Source organism: Jatrophihabitans sp. (assembly GCF_036388195.1).
Taxonomy (GTDB): Bacteria; Actinomycetota; Actinomycetes; order Mycobacteriales; family Jatrophihabitantaceae; genus Jatrophihabitans_A.
The window spans coordinates 26,403-49,082 of the sequence record NZ_DASVSG010000090.1 but is presented as its reverse complement, the minus strand read 5'-3'; the positions used below and the strand labels follow the sequence as shown (position 1 = coordinate 49,082).

Genomic DNA, 22,680 nt, shown 5'->3' with positions numbered 1-22,680 from the left:
CGGGTAACCTCAGAGGGTGACGGAACTGCCCAATGCCAGGCCGCGGGTCGGCCATATCCAGTTCCTGAACTGCCTGCCGATCTACTGGGGCCTGGTGCGCTCGGGCGCCCTGCTCGACCTGGAGCTCACCAAGGACACCCCCGACAACCTCAATCAGCTGCTGGTCGAGGGCGCGCTCGACATCGGGCCGATCTCGCTGGTGGAGTACCTGCGGCATGCCGATGACCTGCTGTTGCTGCCCGACATCGCGGTCGGCTCCGACGGCCCGGTGCTGTCGGTGGACCTGGTGTCGCAGCGTCCGCTGGCCGAGCTCGGCGGCCGGCCGGTCGCGCTGGGCTCGACGTCGCGGACCTCGGTGTTGCTGGCCCAGCTGTGGCTGCGCGAGGTGCACCGGGTGGAGCCGGAGTACTTCAGCTGCCCACCGGACCTGACGGCGATGATGCTCGAGGCCGACGCCGCGGTGGTGATCGGCGACGTGGCGCTGCGGGCGACGTACGAGGGCGCGAGCAAGGGCCTGGACGTGCACGACCTGGGGGAAGCCTGGCGATCGTGGACCGGCCTGCCGATGGTCTTCGCGGTGTGGGCGGTCCGCCGGGACTTCGCCGCCGAGCACCCCGGCCTGGTCAAGGACGTGCATGCCGCCTTCGTCAGCAGCCGGGACGAGGCCTTGGCGCATGTGGAGGAGGTGGCGTCCCAGGCCGCTCGGTGGGAGGTCTTCGACGCCCCGACGCTGGCCAACTACTTCCGGACGCTCGACTTCTCCCTCGCTGACCGCCAGCTGGCCGGCTTGACGGAGTTCGCGCGGCGCGTCGCGGCGGTCGGCGCCGTCGCCGGCCCGGTGACACCGGAGTTCGCGCAGGTCTAGCCCCTTGGCACAGGGCAACGGGGGTACCACGGGCGAGAGTGACGGAGTTTCGTGCGCGGGCAGGCGAAACTCCGCCACCCTCATGAGGGTGGAGCAAGACGGGACTAGCTCCGCATCCCCCAGCCTGGTTTGTCCCGAAGGTCTAACTTGCCGTGAACTTAGCGTAGTGCTCTGACCACGATTCGGTAGCCATTCTCACATAAATCCCTCACGGGTCACTCCGAGGCAACGCAAACCCCGGGACCCCGCCCTGAACCTGGCGGCTGCTTCAATGAAAGGCGGGCGCACGAGGGGTGGGCAACCCCCCGAACGCGACAGCACCACCGGCGCACGGTCGAACTCGAAAGGCCACTCGTGACAGAACCCACCATGGACGCGGAGCTGGCGGAGTGGCTGGCCAGCACGCCCGTCGAGGCGCCCGAGGAAGCCACCATCGAAGAGTCCCGGGAGGTCGCGGGCAGGGCTCACCTGCTGGCCCAGCAGAAGATGAACCCGGCGCTGATCCCGGCCTCGGAGACCGATCAGGAGATCGACAGCCCGCATGGCCCGCTGCCCATCCGGGTGCTGCGTCCGGCCGGGACCGAGGCCAAGCCGACGGTGGTCTACTTCCACGGCGGCGGCTGGATCTCCGGCACCATCGACACCCACCTCGGCCACGCCCGCCGGATCTGCACCCAGGCCGACATGGTGGTGGTGTCGGTCGGGTACCGGCTGGCGCCCGAGCATCCGTTCCCGGCCGCGTTCGAGGACGCCCTGCTGGCCACCGAGTGGATCGCCCAGCGGACCGCCGAGTTCGGTGGGGACGACGGCACGCTGGTCCTGGCCGGTGACAGCGCCGGCGGCCAGCTGGCCGCGTCGGTGGCGATCGCCCGGCGGGATGCCGGCCAGCCGGTCTCGGCGCAGCTGCTGCTCTACCCGGTGACCGATGTCGCCGGCCGGTACTCCGATCCGCAGATCAACGCCCATTACATGTCGCGGCGCACCACCGGCAGCAACTACGGCCTGACGTTGCAGGGCATGGTGAACTTCGCGACCAACTACGTCGACGAGGAGTCCTCCTACGACTGGCGGGTCTCGCCGATGCGCGCGCCGGACCTCAGCGGTGTCGCGCCGGCCGTGATCCATACCGCCACGCTGGACCTGCTGCGCACCGAGGGGAACTTCTATGGCGACGCGCTGCGCAAGGCCGGCGTCCGGGTGATCAGCCGTGAGTGGCCCACCCTGAACCACTCGTACTTCGGCTTCGGCGGGGTGTCGGCGGTGGCCGACAGCGCCGCGGCCCAGGCGGCGGAGGACCTGCGCAACCTGCTGGCCGGCGGCTCCGATTAGCGGGCGGACCTCCGCCGCCCCTGGCTCGTGCCACACACTAGCCCGGTGACCAGCGCAGCCGAGCTCCGCGCCGCCTACCACCAGCAGGTCCGGGGCGTGCTGCCCGCCAGGCGGCCCGAGAGCATGCGGGTGGATCGGGACGGCCCGCTGCTGCGGGTGACCGGGGGCAAGCATTACGGCTGGGTCGACTACCGCGACCTGGCGGGACTGACCGGCCAGGCGCTGGACGAGCTGATCGAGCGGACCTGCCGGTTCTACGCCAGCCACGGCGAGACCTTCGAGTGGAAGACCCATTCCTACGATGAGCCGGCCGACCTGCCCGACCGGCTCCTGGCCGCCGGGTTCGTGGCCGGTGAGGTCGAGACCGTGGTGATCGGCCCGGCCGAGCAGCTGACCGAGGAGCCTGAGCTGCCCGCGGAAGTCCGCATCCGCCGGGTCAGCGACCAGGTGGACTTCGATCGCATCGGGGCGCTGCAGACCGAGATCTGGAACGAGGACTGGCACTGGCTGGCCGGCGACCTCGCCGACCGGCAGGCCGCGGACCCCGACGACCTCGCCATCTTCGTGGCCGAGGCGGACTCGCGGCTGGTCAGCGCGGCCTGGCTGGTGCGCAGCCCCGGCACCGACTTCGCCACCCTGTGGGGCGGCGCGACCCTGGCGGAATGGCGTGGCAAGGGCATCTACCGGGCGCTGGTGGCGCGGCGGGCCCAGTACGCCGTCCAGGTGGGCAACCGGTACCTGCAGGTCGACGCCTCCGCCGACAGCGCCCCGATCCTGCAACGGCTGGGCTTCACCGCGGTCGCCACCACCACGCCCTACCTGTGGACGCCGCCCGGCCGTCCGACTGCCTGAGCAGGCCACGCCGCCGCCGGACCAGCCGTCTATCTGAGCAGGCCACGCCGCCGCCGGACCAGCCATCTATCTGAGCAGGCCACGCCGCCGCCCGGCCGTCCGTCTACCCTGAGCGGGTGACCCTGCGCGCTGACCCTGTCGAGATCGCGAACCTGCTGCAGCATGCCGCTGACGGTGGCCGGATTTCTCCGGAGCAGGCGCTGCTGCTCTACACCGAGGCTCCGCTGCACGCGCTCGGCGAGGCCGCCGACACCGTCCGCCGGCGGCGCTATCCCGACAACGTCGCGACCTACATCATCGACCGCAACATCAACTACACCAACGTCTGCCTGACCGCGTGCAAGTTCTGCGCGTTCTACCGCGCGCCCGGGCACCGCGAGGGCTGGACCCACACGGACGAGGAGATCCTGCGCCGTTGCGCCGAGGCGGTGGAGCTGGGCGCCACCCAGATCATGTTGCAGGGCGGGCACTCCCCGGAGCTGGGCATCGAGTTCTACGAGCGGATCTTCGCCGCCATCAAGGGTGAGCACCCGTCGCTGACCCTGCACTCGCTCGGCGCGTCCGAGGTGGTGCACATCGGCAGGGTCTCCGGGCTGGAGCACGCCGAGGTGATCACCCGGTTGCACGCCGCCGGGCTGGACTCCTTCGCCGGCGCCGGCGCGGAGATCCTGGTCCGCCGGCCGCGTACGGCGATCGCGCCGCTGAAGGAGTCCGGGGAGGTGTGGCTGGAGGTCATGGAGACCGCGCATCGGCTCGGGGTGGAGTCCACCGCCACCTTCATGATGGGCACCGGGGAGACCAACGCCGAGCGGATCGAGCACCTGCGGATGGTGCGCGACGTGCAGGACCGCACCGGCGGCTTCCGCTCGTTCATCCCGTGGACGTACCAGCCCGAGAACAACCACCTCAAGGGACGCACCCAGGCGACGTCGCTGGAATACCTGCGGATGATCGCGCTGGCCCGGCTGTTCTTCGACAACGTCAACCACCTGCAGGGCTCGTGGCTGACCACCGGCAAGGACATCGGCCAGCTGACCCTGCACTACGGGGCCGACGACCTCGGCTCGGTGATGCTGGAGGAGAACGTGGTGTCCTCGGCCGGGGCCAGGCACCGGTCCAACCGCACCGAGCTGATCGAGCTGATCCGCTCGGCCGGCCGGATCCCGGCGCAGCGCGACACCCTCTACCGGCACCTGGTGGTGCACGCCGACCCGGCCGATGACCCGGTGGACGACCGGGTGCACTCGCACTTCGCGTCCACCGCGCTGACGCTGCTGCCGACGGCCGGCGCCCCCGTCAGCTGAGCCGACCCTCGCCGCCGGTCGACGGCCGGTCGCGGCGGGGGCTGGGGTATCGGTGACAATGGAAGCCTCATGACGCGCGCAACGCTGGACAAGGAACCTCACGACGTCGCCAGGATGTTCGACGGGGTGGCCAAACGCTACGACCTGACCAATACGGTGCTGTCCTTCGCCCAGGACCGGCGCTGGCGCCGCGCCACCCGGGATGCGCTGGCCCTGCGGCCGGGGGAGCGGGTGCTCGACGTGGCCGCCGGCACCGGCGTCTCCACCGCCGAGCTGGCCCGCTCAGGCGCCCAGGCGGTGGCCAGCGACTTCTCGCTCGGCATGCTGCGAGCCGGCGTCCGGCGGGCCGGCCGACGCCAGCTCCCGTTCGTGGCCGCCGACGCGCTGCGGCTGCCGTTCGCCGACGAGGCCTTCGACGCGGTCACCATCTCCTTCGGCCTGCGCAACATCGCCGACGTGTCCGGCGCGCTGACCGAGTTCGCCCGGGTCACCAAGCCGGGCGGCCGGCTGGTGGTCGCCGAGTTCTCCACCCCGGTGATCCCGGGGTTCCGCCAGCTCTACCTGAACTACCTGATGCGGGCGCTGCCCTGGGTGGCCAGGAAGGTGTCCAGCAACCCCGAGGCCTACGTCTACCTCGCCGAGTCGATCCGCAGCTGGCCGGACCAGCAGCAGCTGGCCTGGACGATCGCCGCGGCGGGCTGGCAGGAGGTGCACTACCGCAACCTGACCGGCGGGGTGGTGGCGCTGCACTGGGCTCGTCGCCCGAACTGACCCATTCCTCGTCGCCCGAACGGCCACCGGGCGGGTTTGACTTAGTTGCACGTTGCAGCTAATTTAGATGTGTGCAACAAACATCTAATTGCCCGGCCACCCCGCACGCAGGCGCACACACCCCCGATCCCATCTCCACGGTGGAGCGGGAATTCGGCACCCTGATGATGCACATGACCCGGTACAAGCATCAGATCAACGGCAACCGGATCGACCGGATGGCCCTGATGGTGCTGGGCACCCTGGCCCACTGCGGCCCGTCCCGGCTCACCACCGTCGCCGAGCGGACCGGCCTGGACCCCTCCACCGTCTCGCGTCAGGTCGCGGACCTGGAGAAGGCGGGCCTGCTGGCCCGCGACACCGACCCGGAGGACCGCCGCGCCATCCTCCTCGAAGCCACCACCGAGGGCCAGCAGCTGCTGGACCGGCTGTCCCGCGGCCGCCGCCGGCGGGTCGAGCGGCTGCTGTCGGACTGGCAGCCCGAGGACATCGTCACCTTCGGCAGGCTGCTGGCGCAGCTCAACGAGGCCACCGAGAAGTACGGCGATCAGAACGCATTCGAACTGGAACAGGAACTCAATAATGGCTGAACCCCGCGTCGCCGAACTCGACAGCTCCGGCCGCCTCACCCACCGGCAGATCATGCTGATCCTCTCCGGGCTGCTGCTGGGCATGTTCCTCGCGGCCCTGGACCAGACCATCGTCTCGGCCGCGATGCGCACCATCGCCGACCGGCTCAACGGCCAGACCAACCAGGCCTGGGCGACCACCGCCTACCTGGTCACCTCGACGGTGTCCACCCCGCTGTACGGCAAGTTGAGCGACATGTACGGCCGCAAGAGGTTCTACCTGTTCGCCATCTCGATCTTCCTGGTCGGCTCGATGCTCAGCGGCATGGCCAACTCGATGGAGGGGCTGGCCGCCTTCCGCGCCGTCCAGGGCCTGGGCGCCGGTGGCCTGATGGCGCTGGCCTTCGCGATCATCGCCGACATCCTCCCGCCGCGCGAGCGGGCCCGCTACCAGGGCTACTTCATGGCGGTCTTCGGGATCTCCTCGGTCGCTGGCCCGGTGCTCGGCGGCCTGCTGGCCGGCCAGGACCGGCTGCTCGGCTTCGACGGCTGGCGGTGGGTGTTCTACGTCAACCTGCCGATCGGCATCATCGCGCTCGCGGTGGTCAGCCGGTACCTCAACATCCCGCACGTGCGCACCGAGCACAAGATCGACTACCTCGGCGCCGCCAGCCTGGTGCTGGGCGTGACCTCGCTGCTGCTGGTCGCCGAGCAGGGCCGCACCTGGGGCTGGGGCTCCGGCCAGGCGATGGCGTACTACGTCATCGGCGCGGCGCTGCTGGTGGCATTCGTGGTGATCGAGCGCCGGGTCGGCGACGAGGCGATCCTGCCGCTGAAGATGTTCCGCTCGCCGGTCTTCAACGTGGCGTCGCTGATGAACTTCATCCTGGGCATGGGCATGTTCGGCGGCATCATCTGCCTGCCGCTGTACATGCAGATCGTCAAGGGCTTCAGCCCCACCGAGTCCGGGCTGTCGCTGCTGCCGATGATGGTCGGGATCATGTCGGTCTCGATGGCCAGCGGCATCATCACGTCCCGGACCGGCCGGTACAAGATCTTCCCGATCATCGGCACCGGGCTGCTGCTCGTGGCGCTGCTGGGCCTGTCCCGGATCAGCGCCGAGACCAGCTACCTGGAGCTCGCGCCGCTGATGATGCTGCTGGGCGCGGGCCTCGGCGCTTGCATGCAGACCCTGGTGCTGGCCACCCAGAACGCGGTGCCGGCCTCGCAGGTGGGAGTGGCCACCGCCTCGGCGGCCTTCTTCCGGTCGATGGGCGGCACGTTCGGAACCGCGATCTTCCTGACCATCTTCTTCTCCGGCGCCGCCCGGCACGTCGGCGACAACGTCGGGGCCGCCGCGCAGACGCCGCAGTTCCAGGAGGCCCTGCGCGACCCGGCCAACGGCGTGATCGCCCGGGCGCTGCGGGCGATCTCCGGCGGCTCGACCGACCAGCTCAACGACACCAGCTTCCTCAACAGCGGCGCCCGGGTGCTGCGCGAGCCGTTCCTGACCGGCTTCGCCCAGGCGATGGACACGGTGTTCCTGGTCGCGGCGTTCGTGGTGCTGCCGGCGTTCCTGCTGAGCTTCTTCCTCAAGGAAGTGAAGCTGCGGATGGAGTCCGGGCTGGAGGCCCAGGCCGCCGAGCGCGCTGCCGCGGCCGCGGCGGTGGCCGGCAACCCCGCTCCGCAGGTCGACGAGCGGACCGCAGCCCAGCTCGGGACCGGAACCGGAAACGACCGGCCCGGCGCGCAAACCGACTCCCGCCCCGCGGCGCCACTCGGGACGGGAACCGGAAACGACCGGCCCGCGGCGCAGCTCGGCGCGGGCGACGGCGGGGGCCGCTGACCGGCAGGGCCCGGACGTGCGAACGCCGGCCTGGTCACTGGGGTGACGGGCCGGCGTTCGGCTGCCTTGGAGGGGTCAGTACCGCATCTATCGGCGGCTGAGCGCCCAGCTTGAGGGCATCGGCCGGGGCAATCCCACCGCTGTCAGTGCACCGCGTCGGGGTTCTCGGCCAGCCGCGCGCGGCTGGCGTCGATCTCGGCCTCGGCCTCCGCCCGGCCCACCCAGGACGCGCCCTCGACGCTCTTGCCCGGCTCCAGGTCCTTGTAGACCTCGAAGAAGTGCTGGATCTCCAGCCGGTCGAACTCGCCGAGGTGGTGGATGTCGCGCAGGTGCTCCAGCCGGGGATCGTTGGCAGGCACGCACAGCACCTTGTCGTCGCCGCCCTTCTCATCGGTCATCCGGAACATGCCGATGGCCCGGCACAGCACCAGCACCCCGGGAAACAGCGGGTCGCCCTGCAGCAGCACCAGCGCGTCCAGCGGGTCGCCGTCCTCGCCGAGGGTGTTCTCGATGTAGCCGTAGTCGGCGGGGTACTGGGTGGAGGTGAACAGCGTCCGGTCCAGCCGGATGCGGCCGGTCGCGTGGTCCACCTCATACTTGTTGCGGCTGCCCTTCGGGATCTCGATCAGCACGTCGAACTCTTGCATTGCGGGCCCCTTTCACGGGCGTTCCGGCTGCTGCGGAACGCGCCGCCTTCGCTCGCGCGACGGATGCCTTTATTGTGGCCTACCGTGGCACGCCCAAGAACGACGCCGGCCAGGCTGGTGCTGCTGGTCCTGGCGCTGTTGTTGGCTGTCACCGGCTACCTCGGCGTCGGCGCGGGACGGCAGTTCCTGGCCGATCGGGCCTTCACCCCGATCCGGGTTCCGGCGCCCACCGCCGCGCCGCCCGGAGTGGCCTCGCTGCTGTCGTCGGCGTCTGGCCCGCCGGCTGCCGCCGCCGCCCGTCCGGACGCCCCGGCTCCGACGCCGGCCGGCGTCGCCGCGGCGCTGGCCGACGAGCTGACCGACCCGGAGCTCGGCCCGTCGGTGGCCGGCCAGGTCTTCGACGCCGGCACCGGGACGCTGCTGTTCGACCAGCGGTCCGCCGAGCAGGTGGCCCCGGCCTCGACCGCCAAGCTGCTGACCGCCGCCGCGGTGCTGGCCGTGCGCCAGCCCACCGACCGGTTCAGCACCCGGGTGGTGGCAGGCGACCAGCCCGGTGTGGTGGTGCTGGTCGGCGGCGGTGACCCGACGCTGTCGGCGGCCGGACCCGGCAAGCCCACCCGGTACGCCGAAGCGGCCCGGATCACCGACCTGGCGGCCAGGGTGCGGGCCAGCCTGGCCGGAGCCCGGGTCGATCAGGTGCTCGTGGACGACTCCGCCTTCACCGGCCCGGCCACCGCGCCGGGCTGGGGCACCGAGGACACCCCGTCCGCCTACGCGAGCCTGATCACGGCCACCATGGTCGACGCCGGCCGGGACGCCCCGGACGACGAGATCCGGTCGGCGGAGCCGGATCTGGCAGCCGGCAATGCCCTGGCCGCCGCGCTCGGCGGGGCTGCGGTCAGCCGGGGCAGCGCGCCGGCCGGCGCCAAGGTGCTGGGGCAGATCCGCTCCGCCCCGGTCAGCGTCCTCGTCGAGCAGATGATGCGGGCCTCGGACAACGTGATCGCCGAGGTGCTGGCCCGGCAGGTCGCGATCGCCACCTCCCGGCCGGCCAGCTTCGAGGGCGCGGCCGCCGCGGTCAGCGCCACCCTGGCCTCGGCCGGCATCAAGATCGGCGACGGGATGGTCGACGGCAGCGGCCTGTCGGTGCTGGACCGGATCCCGGCGGCGGCGCTGTCGGCCACCCTGCTGGCGGCGGTGAACGGCAAGCAGAGCCGGCTGCGGCCGCTGCTGAGCGGGCTGTCGATCGCCGGCTGGGACGGCACCCTGCTGGACGAGCACCGGTTCAGCGGGCCGGCGGCCATCGCGGCCGGCTCCGTCCGGGCCAAGACCGGCACCCTGACCGGGGTCTCCGGGATGGCCGGCCTGCTCACCGACGCCGACGGCCGGCTGCTGGTGTTCAGCTTCGTCGCCGACCAGGCGCCGGCCGCCTTCGACAGCTCCAGCCGCGGCGCGGTCGACAACCTGGTCGCGGCCCTGGTCCGGTGCGGTTGCCGCTGATACCGCGCCGGTACCGTGAGGACCATGACGTCCTTGGTCGATTGGTCGGTTGCCGAACGCAGCGCTCGGGCCCTGGCGCCCCAGCCGCCGGAGGTCACCGCCGGCCAGGCGCAGGCCACCGTGCGGGAGCTCCGGGAGGCCACCGAGCGGGCGGCCGCCCAGGTCGCCGAGCTGACCCGGCTGACCGAGCCCGCGGTCACCTCGGCCACCGTGGTGGTGGACCGGCCGGGCTGGATCACGGCCAACGTGGCCAGCATGTCCGCGGTGATGGACCCGCTCACCGAGAAGCTGATCGCCGACAAGCGCCCGGGCAAGCTGGCCACCGCCGTCGGCGGCCGGGTGACCGGGGCCCAGGCAGGGGCGGTGCTGGCCTTCCTGTCGGGCAAGGTGCTCGGCCAGTACGAGTTCTTCTCGGCGCACAACGGCCAGCTGCTGCTGGTGGCGCCGAACATCGTCGCGGTCGAGCGGGCGCTGAAGGTCGACCCCAGCGACTTCCGGCTGTGGGTCTGCCTGCACGAGGTGACCCACCGGGTGCAGTTCACCGCCGTGCCGTGGATGCGCGAGCACATGCTGACCGAGATCCACGCGCTGACCGACGCCCTGGACCTCGATCCCGAGGCGCTCGGCGAGCGGGTCAAGAGCCTGGTCTCCGAGCTGGCGAAGGCGGCCCGCGGCGGCGGGAACGGCAACGGCCTGCTGACCGCGCTGGCCTCACCGGAGACCCGCGAGGTGATGGACCGGGTCACCGGCTTCATGTCGCTGGTCGAGGGCCACGCCGAGTACGTCATGAACGCCGTGCCGCCCTCGGTGATCCCGTCCCAGGGCGATATCGAGCGCAAGTTCGCCGCCCGCCGCCGCCGGGGCGCCAATCCGCTGGACCGGTTGCTGCGCAGCCTGCTCGGCATGGACGCCAAGACCCGCCAGTACACCCAGGGCTCGCAGTTCGTCCGGTCGGTGGTGGATCAGATCGGCCTGGACGGCTTCAACGCGGTCTGGACGTCGAAGGACACGCTGCCCACCAAGGCCGAGATAGCCGTCCCGGCGGACTGGGTGAAACGGGTGCACGGCTAGCGATGGGGCCGCATCCGGCGGTGGCCGCCGTCCGGCTCGCGGTACGCCGGGCGCTGGCCGGCCATCCGGTGGCCACGCCCGCCTTCGTGGCCTGCTCCGGTGGTGCGGACTCCCTCGCCCTGGCGGCCGCGCTGGCCTTCGACAGCGCCCACTCGGGACGTCCGGCCGGGTTGGTGTGCATCGATCACGGCCTGCAGCCGGGCTCGGCCGAGCAGACCGGCCGGGTCGGCGCGCTCGGCTACGAGCTCGGGCTGGACCCGGTGCACGTGTTGCGGGTCGAGGTCGGCCGGGCCGGCGGTCCGGAGGGCGCCGCCCGGACCGCCCGGTACGCCGCGCTGCGGCCGTTCCTCGACCAGGGGCTGGTGCTGCTCGGGCACACCGCCGATGACCAGGCCGAAACCGTCCTGCTGGGGTTGGGACGGGGCTCGGGCCCGCGCTCGATCGCCGGCATGCGCCCGGAGCAGGACGGTTACCTGCGGCCGCTGCTGGTGCTGCGGCGCTCGCAGACCGAGGCCGCCTGCCGGGCGCTCGGCCTGCCGGTCTGGCATGACCCGCACAACGCCGATTTCCGGTTCCGGCGCACCCGCTTGCGCAAGGAGGTGCTGCCGCTGCTGGAGGACGTGCTCGCCGGCGGGGTGACCGAGGCGCTGGCGCGCACCGCGGAGCAGCTGCAGGCAGACCTCGACACCCTGGACCAGCTGGCCGATCTCGCCCTGGCGGCAGCCGCCGTCCCGGCCGGTGGCCTGAGCGTCGAGCTGCTCGGCAGGCACCCGGACGGCATCCTGAGCCGGGTGCTCAAGTCCTGGGCCGAACGCGCCGGCGCCGGGCCGCTGACCGCCGGGCACGTGCTCGAGCTGTGGCGGCTGGTGCGGGACTGGCGGGGCCAGGGGCCGATCGACCTGCCGGGCGGTTACGGGGCGCGACGGGCGTCTGGCACGCTATGGCTCATCGCGCCGGGTACGGCGCCCGCCGAGTCCCACCCCCGCTGAATCCGTTCCTGCTGAGTCCATCCCCCTGAGTCCATCTCTGGGTTCCATGCCCCCTGAGTCCATCGAGGAGTGAGAGTGTCCGTCCTGGACGACGACATCGAGGCCGTGGTGGTCTCCGCCGAGGACATCCGGGCCAAGATCACCGAGCTGGCCCGGCAGATCGACGCCGACTACGCCGACCGCGAGCCGTTGCTGGTCGGCGTGCTCAAGGGCGCGGTGATGTTCATGTCCGACCTGGCGCGCGGGCTCAGCCGGCCCTCGACCATGGAGTTCATGGCCTGCAGCTCCTACGGCTCGTCCACCACCTCCTCGGGGGTGGTCCGGATCCTGAAGGACCTCGACCGCGACGTCACCGGCCGCGACATCCTGATCGTCGAGGACATCATCGACTCGGGCCTGACCTTGTCCTGGCTGCTGAAGAACCTGCAGGCCCGCAACCCCGCCTCGGTGGAGGTGGTGGCGCTGCTGCGCAAGCCGGACGCGGCCAAGGTGCCGGTTCCGGTGCGTTATGTCGGTTTCGACATCCCGAACGAGTTCGTCGTCGGGTACGGCTTGGACTACGCCGAGCGCTACCGCGACCTGCCCTACATCGGACGCCTCAAGCCTTCCATCTACGGCGGGTGACGGAGTCGCCCGCTCCGGAGATCATGTCTTGCGCTACGGCGGGTGATGGAGTCGCCCGCTCCGGAGATCATGTCTTTGCGCTACGGCGGGTGACGGAGTCGCCCGCTCCGGAGATCATGTCTTTGCGCTGCGGCGGCTAGCAAAGCTGCCGGCGAAGCCACGGCAGGCCGAAGGGTGCTGATAGGCCTAGCTCACATATTGTGGTAGTGGAGGAACTCCCTCGCTCCGCGCAGCGTTCGATTACTGCAGGCCCAAATACCTGCGTGTACCGTCCGAACCAGCATTTCCCGGCCCTTGATCAGGAGGACTCGCCCGGTTGTCAATGAACCGGGCGGACGCAAAATGGATCGTAAGCGCCTCGCTCGCTCACCGATACTGTGGATCGCTGTCGCAGTCATCCTGCTCTTCGCCCTGCCGCAGATGCTGTCCGGCGGAAGCTCGTACAAGTCCGTCAAGACCTCCGAAGCGCTCGCCCAGATCTCCTCGGGCAACGTCAAGACGGCGACGATCCACGACAAAGAACAGACCATCGACCTGGATCTGAAGTCGCCCTTCGACGGCAAGACCAAGATCAACGCGTCCTACCCCAGCGACGCGAGCCTGACCATCTTCAACGAGGTGCGCGCCAAGGTGGGCGAGGAGGGCCTGGCCACCAAGATCAGCAAGCAGAACGCGCTCGTCAGCATCCTGCTGTCGCTGCTGCCGATCCTGCTGATCGCCTTCGTGCTCTTCTTCGTGATGTCCAACCTGCAGGGCGGCGGCTCGAAGGTGATGAGCTTCGGCCGCAGCAAGGCCAAGCTGGTCAGCAAGGACACCCCGAAGACCACCTTCGCCGATGTCGCCGGCGCCGACGAGGCGATCGAGGAACTGGAAGAGATCAAGGACTTCCTGTCCAACCCGGCCCGCTACCAGGCGATCGGGGCGAAGATCCCGAAGGGCGTGCTGCTCTACGGCCCGCCCGGAACCGGCAAGACGCTGCTGGCCCGCGCGGTGGCCGGTGAGGCCGGCGTGCCGTTCTACTCCATCTCCGGCTCCGACTTCGTCGAGATGTTCGTCGGCGTCGGCGCCTCCCGGGTGCGTGACCTGTTCGAGCAGGCCAAGTCCAACGCGCCGGCAATCGTGTTCGTCGACGAGATCGACGCCGTCGGCCGGCACCGCGGCGCCGGCATGGGCGGCGGCCACGACGAGCGCGAGCAGACCCTCAACCAGCTGCTGGTCGAGATGGACGGCTTCGACGTCAAGGGCACCGTGATCCTGATCGCGGCCACCAACCGTCCGGACATCCTGGACCCCGCGCTGCTGCGCCCGGGCCGCTTCGACCGCCAGATCGCGGTCGCGCCGCCCGACGTGCTCGGCCGCAAGGCGGTGCTCGAGGTGCACGCCAAGGGCAAGCCGTTCGCCCCGGACGTCGACCTCGACACCATCGCCCGGCGCACCCCGGGCTTCACCGGCGCCGACCTCGCCAACGTCATCAACGAGGCCGCGCTGCTCACCGCCCGCCAGAACGGCCGGCTGATCACCACCGAGGCGCTGGAAGAGGCCATCGACCGGGTCATCGCCGGGCCGGAGCGCAAGACCCGCGCGATGAGCGACAAGGAGAAGCGGGTCACCGCCTACCACGAGGGCGGCCATGCGCTGGCCGCCTGGGCGATGCCCAACCTCGACCCGGTGCACAAGGTCACGATCCTGCCGCGTGGCCGCTCGCTCGGCCACACCCTGGTGCTGCCGCTGGAGGACCGCTACACCCAGACCCGGGCCGAAATCCTGGACCAGCTGGTCTACGCCCTCGGTGGCCGGGCCGCTGAGGAGCTGGTGTTCCACGAGCCCACCACCGGCGCGTCCAACGACATCGAGAAGGCCACCGCGCTGGCCCGCTCGATGGTCACCGAGTACGGCATGAGCGCCAAGCTCGGCGCGGTGAAGTACGGCACGTCCGACGCCGAGCCGTTCATGGGCCGCGACTACGGCCACCAACGGGACTACTCCGAGGAGATCGCCGCCTGGATCGATGAGGAGGTCCGGGCCCTGATCGAGGCCGCGCACGACGAGGCGTGGGAGATCCTGGTGCAGTACCGCGACGTCCTGGACCAGCTGGTGCTGGAGCTGGCCGAGCGGGAGACGCTGAACAAGGAGGACCTCGAGCGGATCCTGGCCCCGGTGCACAAGCGGCCGCCGCACAGCGCCTTCGCCGGCTTCGGCAAGCGGACCCCGTCCGACCGCCCGCCGATCGACATCCCCTCGACCACCCGGTCCAACGGCTCGTCCAACGGCCTGGCCAAGCACGGAGCGCCCCAGGTCGAGCCGCAGCCGGCCGGCGGCTACCCGAGCGGCGCTTACCCGCAGCCCCAGGAGGCCGTCGCCGACCCCCGCCCGCAGTCGGTCAACTACCCGCCGGCGCCGGGCTACCCGCAGTCACCGGGCTACCCGCCGCCGCAGAGCTACCCGCCGCTGGATGCCGGTTACCCGTCCTCGGGCGCCTCGGCATACCCGCCCTCAGGCGCCTCGGCGTCCTCGGACAACGGCTCGGGCAACGGCTCCCGGCACGGGTCGGACGACCAGGACACCCAGCAGCTGCCCACCGTCGATCCCGGGCAGTCCAGCCGCTCTCACTGGCCCTTCGGGCAGGGCGATGATCACCGCTGAGCCGTCCGGCCGGTTCGCTGGATGACCCAGGTCGATCTGGCTCGGGCTGAGGCCGCCGTTCGCGAGTTGCTGCTGGCCATCGGGGAGGATCCGGACCGGGAAGGCCTGCGTGACACCCCCGCCAGGGTGGCGCGCTCCTACAGCGAGATCTTCGCCGGGCTGCACGTCGACCCCGACGAGGTGCTGCACGCCGCGTTCGACGAGAACCACGACGAGCTGGTGCTGGTCAAGCAGATCCCGCTGTACTCCATCTGCGAGCATCACCTGGTGCCCTGGCACGGGACCGCGGCGGTCGGCTACGTCCCGGGCGTGGACGGCCGGCTGACCGGGCTGTCCAAGCTGGCCCGGCTGGTGGACCTCTACGCCAAGCGCCCGCAGGTGCAGGAACGGCTGACCGCCCAGGTGGCCGACGCCGTGATGCGCAAGCTGGAGCCGCGCGGCGTGATCGTGGTGGTGGAGGCCGAGCACCTGTGCATGGCGATGCGCGGCGTCCGCAAACCCGGCACCCGCACCGTGACCTCGGCCGTCCGGGGGATCTTCAAGAGCGACCTGCGCACCCGGGCCGAGGCGATGAGCCTCATTCTCGGGCGATGACCCATCCGTCCGGCCTGCCGGTACGCACCGACCGGCTGATCGTGATGGGCGTGCTGAACGTGACCCCGGACTCGTTCTCCGACGGCGGCCGCTACGCCGACCTCGACAGCGCGGTGGCGCACGCGCAGCGGATGACCGACGAGGGCGCCGACCTGATCGATGTCGGCGGCGAGTCCACCCGCCCTGGCGCGCTCCGGGTGGCCGCGGCCGAGGAGGCCCGCCGGGTGCTGCCGGTGATCGGGGAGCTGGCCGCGGCGGGCCTGACGGTCAGCGTCGACACCTACCGGGCGGCCGTCGCCGAGCAGGCGATCGCGGCCGGGGCTCGGATCGTCAACGACGTCTCCGGCGGGCTCGGAGATCGCGACATGGCCCGGGTGGTGCGCGATGCCGGCTGCCCCTGGGTGCTGATGCACTGGCGTGGCCATTCGGCCAACATGGCTGAGCTGGCGCGCTACGACGATGTGGTCGCCGAGGTGCGGGCCGAGCTGATGGCCCGGGTGGACGAGGCCGTGGCCGCCGGCGTCGACCCCGGCCAGCTGGTGCTCGATCCCGGACTCGGATTCGCCAAGCAGGCCGCCCACAACTGGGCGTTGCTGGCCCAGCTGGAGGCCTTGACCGGCACCGGGCTGCCGGTGCTGGTGGGCTCGTCGCGCAAGTCCTTCCTCGGCACGCTGCTGGCCGACTCGCAGGGCCCTCGGCCGACCTCCGGACGTGAAGCCGCCACCACCGCGCTCACCATGTTCGCCGCGCTCAACGGGGCCTGGGGAGTGCGGGTGCACGAGGTGGCGCCCAATGTCGACGCGGCGTTGGTGGCCGCCGCGCTCCGGGCCGCGCTGTGACCGGCCGCGCTGTGACCGGCCGCGAGCAGGGCGGTCGTGAGCCGGCCGACGGCGAGCCGGCCGACCGGATCACCCTCACCGGGCTGCGGGTCCGCGGCCACCACGGGGTGTTCGACTTCGAGCGCGCCGACGGGCAGGACTTCGTGGTGGACGTCGAGCTCGAGGTGGACACCACGGCGGCGGCGGCCAGTGATGAGCTGGCCGACACGGTCCACTACGGCGAGCTGGCCGAGGCGCTGGCCGCCGTGATCGGCGGAGAGCCGGTGAACCTGCTGGAGCGGCTGGCCGACCGGTTGTGCCGGGTGTGCCTGTCCGATGCCCGGGTGGCCGCCGCGACCGTCACCGTCCACAAGCCGCAGGCACCCATCCCGCTGAGCTTCGCCGACGTCTCGGTGACCATCCGGCGGACCCGGAGCGAGCGCGCCGGGGAGCCGGCCCGATGAGCAGCGCGGTGCTGTCGATCGGGTCCAACATCGGGGACCGGCTCGCTCAGCTGCGCTCGGCGGTCACCGCGCTGGAGCCGTACCTGACGGCTGCCTCGCCGGTCTTCCAGACCCCGCCCTGGGGGCCGGTGCAACAGCAGCCGTTCCTCAACGCCGTGCTGCTGGTCACCGATCCCGCGGCAGGTCCGGCGGACTGGCTGGCCCGCGCGCAGGCCTGTGAGCAGGCGGCCGGCCGGGTCCGCGAGCAGCGCTGGGGACCGCGCACCCTGGACGTGGACGTGATCACCGTCGATGACGTGGTCAGCGAGGACCCGGAGCTGACCTTGCCGCATCCCCGGGCCGCCGAACGGGCCTTCGTCCTGGTGCCGTGGTGGTCGGTGGACCCGGAGGCCCAGCTACCCGGACGGGGCTCGGTGCTGGAGCTGATGCAGGCCTTGCCCGCGGACGAGGTGGCGGCGGTCCAGCTGCTGCCGGCAACCGAGCTGCGGCCATGATGCGGCCATGATGCGCCGGACCGGGCTAGCCGACCTGCTGATCCCCTTCGTCCTGGCCGCCGGCCTGATCTACGCCCTGCTGCGGATCGGCTACGAGTCGCTGCCGCCGTTCCAGTGGTTCATCGTGCTGCCGATCGCGGCCCTGGCCATCGCCGAGCTGGTCATCGCCCGCCGGGTGCGCGCGGCGGTGCGGCACCAGCCCCAGGCCAAGCCGATGACCGCGCTGGCGGTTGCCCGCGCCGTCGCCCTGGGCAAGGCCACCGCCCTGGTCGCGGCGGTGGTAGCCGGGGCTGCCGCTGCGCTGGTGCTGAGGCTGCTGCCGTCGTCCGGGGAGGCCAACACGGCCGGGCACGACCTGCTGGTCGGCTACCTGCTGATGCTGGTCACCGCCGGGTTGCTGGTGGCCGGTCTGCTGCTGGAACGGGCTGGCATCGACCCACAGCACGACCGCCGCTGACCCGGTTCGAGCGGCCGCCGGACGGCACGCCGGGCAACGTCGAAGTTGCGATTGCGGTCCCCGGGTGCTGGCCTACACTCCCCGATATGCAGCGTGTCGCCCCGTCCGGGGGCATCCCGCGCAGAGCGGCTGGCGTGGCATCGGCCGCCCTTGGCGCCGCGGCTGTCTGCCTGGTCGTGTTCGGCTCCAGCCAGAAGCCGCTGCAGCTCGGCGTGCTGCTCGGGTTGTGGTCGGCCCTGATCGCCGCCTGCCTGGTCTTCGGGCCCTCCGGCGGCCAGTACGGCCAGACGGCCGAGGCCGAGCTCGCCGAGGTCCGGTCCCGGGCCGCGGAGCTGCACGAGGCCCAGCTCAAGGTGTTCGCCGAGCAGCAGGAGCAGCTCGAGGCGGCCAGGCAGGCCTCCTTCTCCCAGGAGATCCAGCTGCGCCAGTTCGATGAGCTCCAGTTGGCGCGCGAGGCCCAGGCGCGGCGGGAATCGGAGCTGGCGCTGGAGAGCTCGCTGCGTCGCGAGCTCGAGCAGGTGCTGGTCGAACAGCTGGGTTCGCTGCGCGAGGAGGTCGCTGCGCTGCGTGCCGAGGTGTTCGACAAGCTGGGTGGGCAGCTGCGCCTGGAGCGGATCGAGACCACCCGGGTGATCGGCTCGGACCTGGAGGCGCTGCAGCACGAGATCCGCCGGCTCGCCGCCGCCACCCAGGAGGGCATCGCCGCGCCTGCCCAGACAGTTCTCGCCAGGACGGCGCAGGACTTCCCGCGGCGGCCCGCCGAGATCGTCGATGCCGAGCTGGTCGAGTTCCCGCCGCCGACCGCCGAACCACCGGATGCCCGGGCCGCGGCCGACAATGCCCGGGCCGCTGCCGAGGAGCAGGCGGGCCGACGCCACGCCCCCGATCCCGACCAGGGGGAGGCCCGCTATCAGGGCAGGCGCCGAGCCGACAGCGATCCGGCCGGCCGGTTCGTCCAGGCCGAGCGCTAGCTCAACCAGCCGCTGTCGCGTCCGTCGACAGCCTGCGCCCGCAGGTCGACAGCCGCATCGCTGACCCGGCCGGCCAGCGCCCGCACCGTCGCGTCGATGTCGACCGCCGTCTGATCGGCCAGCAGATACACCAGGTAGGCGAGCTCGGCCAGCTCCGGTTCCCAGTTAGGCGGGATGCGGAACGGCCGCCGGCCTCCCTCGGTCGCGGCATTGGCCAGCTCGGCCAGCTTGCCCAGCGCGGCAGCAGCCTGCAGCAGCAGCGCCGGAGCGGTGCTGTGCGAACCGGCTTGGTCAGCGGCTCTGGCGACGGCGGACTGCAGGTCGTTCACAGCCGCTGAACCTAGCCCAAGCAGGGCAGATCCGCGTGTTGACGCGGCCACCAACCGGGCGAGGCGGCCTACTAGGCTCAACGCCGTGATCCAATCCGGTGACGCCCCGCGGTTGCGGGTTGCCGTCATCGGGGTCGGCCGGGTCGGATCGGTGCTGGGCGCGGCGCTCGGCCGGGTCGGGCACCAGGTGGTCGCCGGCACCGGCGTCAGCGCCGACTCCCAGCGGCGGGCTGAGCGGTTGCTGCCCGGCGTGCCGCTGATCCCCGCCGACGAGGCGGTCGCGCGGGCCGACCTGGTGTTGCTGACGGTGCCCGACACCGAGCTGGCCGGGTTGATCCAGGGACTGGCCGCGACCGGCGCCTGGCAGGTCGGCCAGCTGGCGGTCCACACCTCCGGCGCCAACGGCGTCGCGATCTTCGACCCGGTGATCAGCACCGGCGTGGTCGGCATGGCGCTGCACCCGGTGATGACCTTCGCCGGACGCCCCGAGGACCTGCAACGCCTGGACGGCGCCGCCTTCGGGGTGACCGCGCCCGAGGAGTTCCGTCCCGTGGCCGAGACGCTGGTGCTGGAGCTCGGTGGCGAGCCGGTCTGGGTACCCGAATCCGCCCGGCCCGGCTATCACGCCGCGCTGTCGATGGGCTCCAACCACCTGGTCACGCTGGTCAACGACTCCCGCGACGTCCTGGCCGCGGCCGGGGTCGAGGACCCGACCCGGTTGCTGGCGCCGCTGCTGGGGGCATCGCTGGACAACGCGCTGCGGCTGGCCGACGAGGCGCTGACCGGCCCGGTCTCGCGGGGGGACCGCGGCACCCTGGAGGCCCACATCCGGGCCCTGCGGGGCACCGCGTACCTGCAGCCGTACCTGGCGATGGCGCTGCGCACCATGCAGCGCGCGCACGCGGCGGGGCGGCTGACCCGGCTGCAGTGCGCCGACCTGCTCGAAGGCATCGAGCAGGCCGAAGGCGACAGCCGGTGACCCGGCTGGTCCGGACTCGGGACGAGCTCGCCGCCGCCCGGGCGCGGTTGGTCGAGCAGGTCGGGCCGGACGCGACGGTGGGCATGGTGCCGACGATGGGCGCCCTGCACGCCGGCCACCTGGCGCTGTTGGACGCCGCCCGGACCGGGTGCGACGTGGTGGTGGCCAGCATCTTCGTCAATCCCATGCAGTTCTCCCAACCGGGTGACCTGGAGCGCTACCCGCGCCCGCTGGAGCAGGACCTGGCGCTGTGCGAGCAGCACGGGGTGGATCTGGTGTGGGTGCCGACGGTCGAGGAGATCTACCCGGGCGGCCCGGCGCAGGTCTGGGTCACCGCCGGTGAGCTGGCCGCTCAGCTGGAGGGCCCGAACCGGCCAGGCCACTTCGACGGCGTGCTGACCGTGGTGACCAAGCTGTTCGCCGCCGTCCGGCCCGACCGGGCCTTCTTCGGCGAGAAGGACTACCAGCAGCTGATCCTGATCCGCCGGATGGTGCAGGACCTGGGCCAGGGGGTGGAGGTGGTGTCGGCGCCGACCGTCCGGGAGCCGGACGGGCTGGCGCTGTCGAGCCGCAACCTGCTGCTCTCGCCGTCCGAGCGGGCCCGCGCCCGGTACCTCAGCGCCGCGTTGCTTGCCGGCCGCGCCGCCGCCGGGTCCGCTGCGGCGGTGCTTGCTGCCGCCCGCGAGGTGCTCACCGGCGCCGACGGAGTGGACGTGGACTACCTGGAGCTGCGCGATCCGGAGCTCGGCCCGGCGCCGGCGGCCGGTCCTGCCCGGCTGCTCATCGCCGCCCGGGTGGGCTCCGTCCGGCTGATCGACAATGTCGCCGTGGAGCTGTGCCCATGAGGGAGCTGCGCCGATGAACCTTCCGCAGCGGCTGCTCGCCCCGCCGCCGGGCTGGATCGTCGAGACCGACGTGGTGGTGGTGGGCTCCGGGATCGCCGGGCTCACCACCGCCCTGCGGATCGCCGCCGGCGGCCCGGAGGGCTCGGGCCTGCGGGTGCTGGTCGTGACCAAGGACGTGCTGGCAGCCGGTTCCACCCGGTGGGCCCAGGGCGGCATCGCGGCGGCGCTCGGGCCCGATGACAGCGCCGAGGCGCACCTGCAGGACACCCTGGTGGCCGGCGTCGGGATCTGCGACGTCGACGCCGTCCGGGTGCTGGTGGACGAGGGCCCGCAGGCCGTCCGGGAGCTGATCGAGCTCGGTACCCGGTTCGACCGCTCCAGCACCGGCGAGCTGTCGCTGACCCGGGAGGGCGGGCACCACGCCGACCGGATCGCGCACGCCGGCGGCGACGCCACCGGAGCCGAGATCGAGCGGGCGCTGGTGGCGGCGGTGCTGGCCACCCCCGGCATCGAGGTGATCGAGCACGCCCTGGTGCTGGACCTGCTTCCGACCACCGGCGGCGGAGTCGGCGCGGTCACCCTGCACGTGATGGGAGAGGGGCAGCTGGACGGCGTCGGCGCGGTGCGGGCCCGGGCCTTCGTGCTGGCCACCGGCGGCATCGGCCAGATCTACGCCGCCACCACCAACCCGCCGGTCTCCACCGGGGACGGGGTGGCCGCGGCGTTGCGGGCCGGGGCGGTGGTACGCGACCTGGAGTTCGTGCAGTTCCACCCGACCGTCCTGTGGCTCGGCGGCAGCGCGGCAGGGCAGCAGCCGCTGGTCAGCGAGGCGGTCCGCGGCGAGGGCGCGGTGCTGCTGGACGGCCAGGGGGTCAGGTTTATGCAGGGCCAGCACGAGCTGGCCGACCTGGCTCCCCGGGACGTGGTGGCCAAGGCCATCCTGCGCCGGATGCGCGAGACCGGCGCCGAGCACATGTGGCTGGACGCCCGGCACTTCGGCGCCGAGAAGTGGCGGGTCCGGTTCCCTACCATCCTGGCGACCCTGACCTCGCTCGGGCTGGATCCGGTGAGCGACCTGATCCCGGTCGCGCCGGCCTGCCATTACGCCTCCGGGGGCATCGCCACCGACCTGTCCGGCCGCACCTCGGTGGCCGGGCTGTATGCCTGCGGAGAGGCGGCCTGCACCGGGGTGCACGGCGCCAACCGGCTGGCGTCCAACTCGCTGCTGGAGGGGCTGGTCTTCGGCCGGCGGATCGCCGCGGACGTGCTGAGCACCGTGCCGGCCGGCTCGCCGCTGCTGGACCTGGGGATCGACGTCCGCGGCAAGGGCATCGCCGCGGCCGGCATCCGGCGCTCGCTGCAGCAGCAGATGTCGGCCGATGCCGGGGTGATCCGCGACGCCGCCGGCCTGGCCCGGGCAGCGGCCGGCCTGCAGAAGCTCGCCGCCCAGCGCAGCAGCGAGCCGCGCACCGAGTCGTGGGAGGCCACCAACCTGCTCACGGTGGCCAGCGCGCTGGTGGCCGCGGCCAGCCGCCGCGCCGAGACCCGCGGCTCGCACTGGCGCGAGGACCATCCCGATCGCGACGACCAGCGCTGGTGCGGGCACCTGGATCTGCGGCTCGGACCGGACGGCACCATCTCTACCGACTACATCCCGTCATCGCACCAGCTACCTGCAGAAGGACTACATCCGGGAGGACTGCATCCATGAGGACTGCG

23 protein-coding genes are annotated in these 22,680 nt (G+C 72.0%); 21 read left to right on the top strand and 2 right to left on the bottom strand.

Features of this window, described 5'->3' with window-relative positions; all coding sequences use genetic code 11:
• Nucleotides 1-25: 25 nt before the first annotated feature.
• The 7 genes from VF612_RS09780 (at nt 26) to VF612_RS09750 (ending at nt 7,536) form a co-directional block, all read left to right on the top strand.
• Nucleotides 26-865: a menaquinone biosynthetic enzyme MqnA/MqnD family protein gene (locus tag VF612_RS09780; RefSeq protein WP_408659683.1), complete on the top strand. Its 840-nt coding sequence runs from the start codon at nt 26-28 to the stop codon at nt 863-865.
• A gap of 354 nt (nt 866-1,219) precedes the next feature.
• Nucleotides 1,220-2,194 carry an alpha/beta hydrolase gene (locus tag VF612_RS09775; protein ID WP_408659665.1) on the top strand — a complete coding sequence of 325 codons (975 nt, stop codon included), beginning with the start codon at nt 1,220-1,222 and terminating at the stop codon, nt 2,192-2,194.
• Between the two features lie 45 nt (nt 2,195-2,239).
• Nucleotides 2,240-3,046 carry a GNAT family N-acetyltransferase gene (locus VF612_RS09770; protein ID WP_408659664.1) on the top strand — a complete coding sequence of 269 codons (807 nt, stop codon included), beginning with the start codon at nt 2,240-2,242 and terminating at the stop codon, nt 3,044-3,046.
• Between the two features lie 116 nt (nt 3,047-3,162).
• Nucleotides 3,163-4,350, top strand: coding sequence for a cyclic dehypoxanthinyl futalosine synthase (gene mqnC / locus VF612_RS09765; RefSeq protein ID WP_408659663.1), 1,188 nt, complete (start codon nt 3,163-3,165; stop codon nt 4,348-4,350).
• A 69-nt stretch (nt 4,351-4,419) separates the two neighbouring features.
• The gene (locus VF612_RS09760; protein ID WP_408659662.1) at nt 4,420-5,121 is read left to right on the top strand and encodes a demethylmenaquinone methyltransferase; all 702 of its coding nucleotides are present in this window, start codon (nt 4,420-4,422) and stop codon (nt 5,119-5,121) included.
• Nucleotides 5,122-5,261: 140 nt separating this feature from the next.
• On the top strand, nt 5,262-5,711 hold the full coding sequence (locus VF612_RS09755; RefSeq protein ID WP_408659661.1) for a MarR family winged helix-turn-helix transcriptional regulator: 450 nt from the start codon (nt 5,262-5,264) through the stop codon (nt 5,709-5,711).
• On the top strand, nt 5,704-7,536 hold the full coding sequence (locus VF612_RS09750; protein WP_408659660.1) for an MDR family MFS transporter: 1,833 nt from the start codon (nt 5,704-5,706) through the stop codon (nt 7,534-7,536). The genes VF612_RS09755 and VF612_RS09750 overlap by 8 nt, the downstream gene beginning before the upstream one ends.
• Nucleotides 7,537-7,679: 143 nt before the next feature.
• Here VF612_RS09750 and VF612_RS09745 read toward each other — a convergent pair whose 3' ends face one another.
• Nucleotides 7,680-8,183, bottom strand: coding sequence for an inorganic diphosphatase (locus VF612_RS09745; protein WP_408659659.1), 504 nt, complete (start codon nt 8,181-8,183; stop codon nt 7,680-7,682).
• A gap of 84 nt (nt 8,184-8,267) precedes the next feature.
• Here VF612_RS09745 and dacB point away from each other — a divergent pair, with 84 nt between their 5' ends.
• The 11 genes from dacB to VF612_RS09690 all read left to right on the top strand — a co-directional run bounded on the left by dacB (nt 8,268) and on the right by VF612_RS09690 (nt 18,808).
• Nucleotides 8,268-9,683: a D-alanyl-D-alanine carboxypeptidase/D-alanyl-D-alanine endopeptidase gene (gene dacB, locus VF612_RS09740; protein WP_408659658.1), complete on the top strand. Its 1,416-nt coding sequence runs from the start codon at nt 8,268-8,270 to the stop codon at nt 9,681-9,683.
• A 24-nt stretch (nt 9,684-9,707) separates the two neighbouring features.
• Nucleotides 9,708-10,754 carry a zinc-dependent metalloprotease gene (locus VF612_RS09735; protein ID WP_408659657.1) on the top strand — a complete coding sequence of 349 codons (1,047 nt, stop codon included), beginning with the start codon at nt 9,708-9,710 and terminating at the stop codon, nt 10,752-10,754.
• 2 nt (nt 10,755-10,756) lie between these two features.
• A complete protein-coding gene (gene tilS, locus VF612_RS09730; protein WP_408659656.1) occupies nt 10,757-11,743 on the top strand; it encodes a tRNA lysidine(34) synthetase TilS in 987 nt (328 codons plus the stop codon).
• An 84-nt stretch (nt 11,744-11,827) separates the two neighbouring features.
• Nucleotides 11,828-12,367, top strand: a complete 540-nt coding sequence (gene hpt, locus VF612_RS09725; protein ID WP_408659682.1) for a hypoxanthine phosphoribosyltransferase — start codon at nt 11,828-11,830, stop codon at nt 12,365-12,367.
• A 342-nt stretch (nt 12,368-12,709) separates the two neighbouring features.
• A complete protein-coding gene (gene ftsH / locus VF612_RS09720; protein WP_408659655.1) occupies nt 12,710-15,010 on the top strand; it encodes an ATP-dependent zinc metalloprotease FtsH in 2,301 nt (766 codons plus the stop codon).
• A 21-nt stretch (nt 15,011-15,031) separates the two neighbouring features.
• Nucleotides 15,032-15,604: a GTP cyclohydrolase I FolE gene (gene folE / locus VF612_RS09715; RefSeq protein ID WP_408659654.1), complete on the top strand. Its 573-nt coding sequence runs from the start codon at nt 15,032-15,034 to the stop codon at nt 15,602-15,604.
• Nucleotides 15,601-16,443 carry a dihydropteroate synthase gene (gene folP, locus VF612_RS09710; RefSeq protein ID WP_408659653.1) on the top strand — a complete coding sequence of 281 codons (843 nt, stop codon included), beginning with the start codon at nt 15,601-15,603 and terminating at the stop codon, nt 16,441-16,443. The genes folE and folP overlap by 4 nt, the downstream gene beginning before the upstream one ends.
• 11 nt (nt 16,444-16,454) lie before the next feature.
• On the top strand, nt 16,455-16,886 hold the full coding sequence (folB, locus tag VF612_RS09705) for a dihydroneopterin aldolase (RefSeq protein ID WP_408659681.1): 432 nt from the start codon (nt 16,455-16,457) through the stop codon (nt 16,884-16,886).
• The gene (gene folK / locus VF612_RS09700) at nt 16,883-17,380 is read left to right on the top strand and encodes a 2-amino-4-hydroxy-6-hydroxymethyldihydropteridine diphosphokinase (RefSeq protein WP_408659652.1); all 498 of its coding nucleotides are present in this window, start codon (nt 16,883-16,885) and stop codon (nt 17,378-17,380) included. Before folB ends, folK begins: the two co-directional genes overlap by 4 nt.
• 7 nt (nt 17,381-17,387) lie before the next feature.
• A complete protein-coding gene (locus VF612_RS09695) occupies nt 17,388-17,837 on the top strand; it encodes a DUF3180 family protein (protein WP_408659651.1) in 450 nt (149 codons plus the stop codon).
• 86 nt (nt 17,838-17,923) lie between these two features.
• On the top strand, nt 17,924-18,808 hold the full coding sequence (locus VF612_RS09690) for a hypothetical protein (RefSeq protein ID WP_408659650.1): 885 nt from the start codon (nt 17,924-17,926) through the stop codon (nt 18,806-18,808).
• Here the strand turns inward: VF612_RS09690 and VF612_RS09685 are convergent.
• Nucleotides 18,805-19,137 carry a hypothetical protein gene (locus tag VF612_RS09685; RefSeq protein ID WP_408659649.1) on the bottom strand — a complete coding sequence of 111 codons (333 nt, stop codon included), beginning with the start codon at nt 19,135-19,137 and terminating at the stop codon, nt 18,805-18,807. The two genes, VF612_RS09690 and VF612_RS09685, sit on opposite strands and share 4 nt — an antisense overlap.
• Before the next feature lie 85 nt (nt 19,138-19,222).
• Between VF612_RS09685 and VF612_RS09680 the strand changes: the two genes are divergently transcribed.
• The 3 genes from VF612_RS09680 to VF612_RS09670 are packed head-to-tail and all read left to right on the top strand — an operon-like array spanning nt 19,223 to nt 22,672.
• Nucleotides 19,223-20,116: a Rossmann-like and DUF2520 domain-containing protein gene (locus VF612_RS09680; RefSeq protein ID WP_408659648.1), complete on the top strand. Its 894-nt coding sequence runs from the start codon at nt 19,223-19,225 to the stop codon at nt 20,114-20,116.
• On the top strand, nt 20,113-20,961 hold the full coding sequence (gene panC, locus VF612_RS09675) for a pantoate--beta-alanine ligase (protein WP_408659647.1): 849 nt from the start codon (nt 20,113-20,115) through the stop codon (nt 20,959-20,961). Before VF612_RS09680 ends, panC begins: the two co-directional genes overlap by 4 nt.
• A 13-nt stretch (nt 20,962-20,974) precedes the next feature.
• A complete protein-coding gene (locus VF612_RS09670) occupies nt 20,975-22,672 on the top strand; it encodes an L-aspartate oxidase (RefSeq protein WP_408659646.1) in 1,698 nt (565 codons plus the stop codon).
• Nucleotides 22,673-22,680 lie beyond the last annotated feature (8 nt).